Below are 807 nucleotides of genomic sequence, written 5' to 3' on the forward strand. Positions count from 1 at the left end.
CGGCACCTATGGCAGTCTCGTTCTCAGTGCATCGGGCACCTATAGCTATACGATCAACGAGAGCAATGGCGCCGTGCAGGGGCTGCGCCTGTCGACCAACACGCTGAGCGAAGTCTTCAGCTACACGATGCGTGATGCCGCCGGGGCTACCTCCACGGCAAACCTCACCGTCACCATCCATGGTGCCAATGACGCGCCGGTGCTCGCCGTCCAGACGGCGACGCAGAACGCCACCCTTGGCTCGGCCTTCTCTTACACGCTGCCGACGACGACCTTCAGCGATGTCGACAGCGGCGAAACGCTGACCTATTCGGCAACGGCTGCCGACGGCACGGCGCTTCCCAGCTGGCTCGCCTTCAACGCCTCGACGCGCACCTTCTCCGGCACGCCGACGACAGCAGGCAATTATGGCGTCAAGGTCACGGCAACCGATATCGGCGGTCTTGCGGCCAACGAGACTTTCACTATCGCTGCCGGGACGGCGCCAACGACCTACAGCCTGTTCTCCGCCTCCAGCACACCGGCCCAGACGAACCTCAACGACGGCCAGCAGCTCGAACTCGGCGTCAAGTTCACGTCGACCGTCGGCGGCGACATTACCGGGATCAGGTTCTACCGCAGCGCCAACGACAACGGCCAGAACGTCGTCGACCTGTGGAGCTCGACGGGCACCAAACTTGCCAGCGCCACCTTCACCAACACCACGGCAAGCGGCTGGCAGACGGCGAACTTCACGACGCCCTTCACCATTGCCGCCAACACGACCTATGTCGCCTCCTACCACACGACAGGCGCCTATGTGGCGAC

General features: G+C 63.6%; 1 protein-coding gene. It reads left to right on the forward strand.

Translation table 11 applies throughout. From position 1 onward, the window contains the following. The coding region (locus ATY29_RS02505; protein ID WP_133118230.1) for a DUF4082 domain-containing protein at positions 1-807 on the forward strand (807 nt) is incomplete at both ends.

The organism is Rhizobium hidalgonense (genome assembly GCF_002914525.1).
Taxonomy (GTDB): Bacteria; Pseudomonadota; Alphaproteobacteria; order Rhizobiales; family Rhizobiaceae; genus Rhizobium; species Rhizobium hidalgonense.